Here is a 1,450-nt window from a genome sequence, read left to right as displayed (position 1 = left end):
ATGTCGGCTCTCCCGCTCCCGCCGTGCTGCGCCTGCTCGAAGGCGTTCCGGTGGTGCCTTTCGACGGTGTGGGCGAAACAGTGACGCCGACGGCCGTATCTCTGCTCAAGGCTCTTGGAGCCGAGTTTGGCAAATGGCCCGCCATGACCGTCACGAAGAGCGTCATCAGCTACGGGAGCAAGGTCTTTCAGAACGCTACCAACGGGGCTGTTTGGGTTCTGGGCGCATAATACCGCGCGGCCGGCTTCCTGCTCCACGTAATATCCATTCTCATGGCGGCCGCGGCCGGCGTAATGCCAGGGCCGCGGAGCCATCCACCCCGGCTTCGGCCATGTAAACCCGTCAACGGAACATAATGGCGCAGCGCGATGACCCAGCACCATGTCACAGGAAAACCCCGCCTTCGGGTCGGCATATACGGGGGCAGCTTCAACCCGGTACACTTGGGGCACGTCCGCGCCGTCGAGCTGTTCGTCGAGCGGTTGCAGCTGGATTGCGCCCTGGTCATCCCGTCTTCATTCCCGTTTTACAAGAATACGCGCCCGACCCCGTTTATGCACCGGTACGCCATGTGCCTGCTGGCCTTTCAGAAGACTCTCAAGGTCATCGTGTCAGACCTGGAAAGGAACCATCCGCGGGGCATGCATACTTGTGACGTGATCCGCGAGATCCGCTCGCACTATGATACGGCTGCCCTGTATTTGCTGGTGGGTGTTGACGTGTTCCGGAAAATGCCGGGTTGGGAAGACGTCAACTCCATTCTTCGCGAGACGGAAATCGTGGTGTTGCGGCGGGAAACCGAGGAGGAAGTACCGCCTTTCCCTTTCCCCGGGGCCAGGGTGACGGTGCTGGACGATCCCGCGCTGCCGCTGTCCGCGTCCGAGATACGGAGTGACATCGAGGCGGGTTGTTCTGTCCAGGGCAAAGTGCCGGAGGAAGTCGCGGAGTATATGGAGACCTTTCGGCTCTATGGGATCCGGGGCAGAGAGTAAAAAAGCCCGGACGTTTTGGCAAATGGCTTGCTTTCTATGGCGCTCCTTTATATGTCAGTGAGGTAGCCTTGCAGGATCAGCAAGGTTCACAACATACAATGGAGGAATTATGACAAAAGCGGAGCTCGTAAAACAGCTGAAGGAAGAAGCCGGGCTTGATACTCTGGCTCAGGCGGAAAAGGCTTACATCACTCTTTTTTCAAAGCTCGCGGAGGCGCTGAAGAATGGAGAGAGTATAGCAATCTCCGGTTTCGGCAGCTTCAAGACGGTAAAGCGGGCCGCCCGTAAAGGCCGCAACCCCCGCACCGGCCAGGAAATTCATATTGCAGCACAATGTTGTCCGGTTAAGCACCCATAGCTAACAGGCTATAACTATAGGTGTTTATAGTTTTTCGTCTTCGCGGATTCAGAAGTTCTTCCAGAGAATCCTTGCCGAACAGATTCAAGCAAATGAGCTC

Annotated in this window: 3 protein-coding genes; all 3 read left to right on the top strand. The window is 57.1% G+C overall.

All coding sequences use genetic code 11. From position 1 onward, the window contains the following. On the top strand, positions 1 to 230 hold a 230-nt coding region (larC, locus tag V6C16_RS13215), incomplete at its 5' end, for a nickel insertion protein (protein ID WP_333543430.1). A 138-nt stretch (positions 231 to 368) separates the two neighbouring features. Next, positions 369 to 992 (top strand): nicotinate (nicotinamide) nucleotide adenylyltransferase, encoded by a 624-nt coding sequence (gene nadD / locus V6C16_RS13210; RefSeq protein WP_333536337.1) that lies wholly within the window; start codon positions 369 to 371, stop codon positions 990 to 992. Positions 993 to 1,101: 109 nt separating this feature from the next. Then, positions 1,102 to 1,350, top strand: coding sequence for an HU family DNA-binding protein (locus V6C16_RS13205; RefSeq protein WP_333536340.1), 249 nt, complete (start codon positions 1,102 to 1,104; stop codon positions 1,348 to 1,350). Positions 1,351 to 1,450 lie beyond the last annotated feature (100 nt).

The organism is Desulfovibrio sp. 1188_IL3213, from assembly GCF_036763145.1.
Taxonomy (GTDB): domain Bacteria; phylum Desulfobacterota; class Desulfovibrionia; order Desulfovibrionales; family Desulfovibrionaceae; genus Desulfovibrio.
This window is presented reverse-complemented; position numbering and strand designations above follow the sequence as displayed.

What these genes read in the sequence shown, in the direction of transcription:
- nadD (WP_333536337.1), top strand. Translation starts at nt 369, where the DNA reads ATGACCCAGCACCATGTCACAGGAAAACCCCGCCTTCGGGTCGGCATA.
- V6C16_RS13205 (WP_333536340.1), top strand. Translation starts at nt 1,102, where the DNA reads ATGACAAAAGCGGAGCTCGTAAAACAGCTGAAGGAAGAAGCCGGGCTT.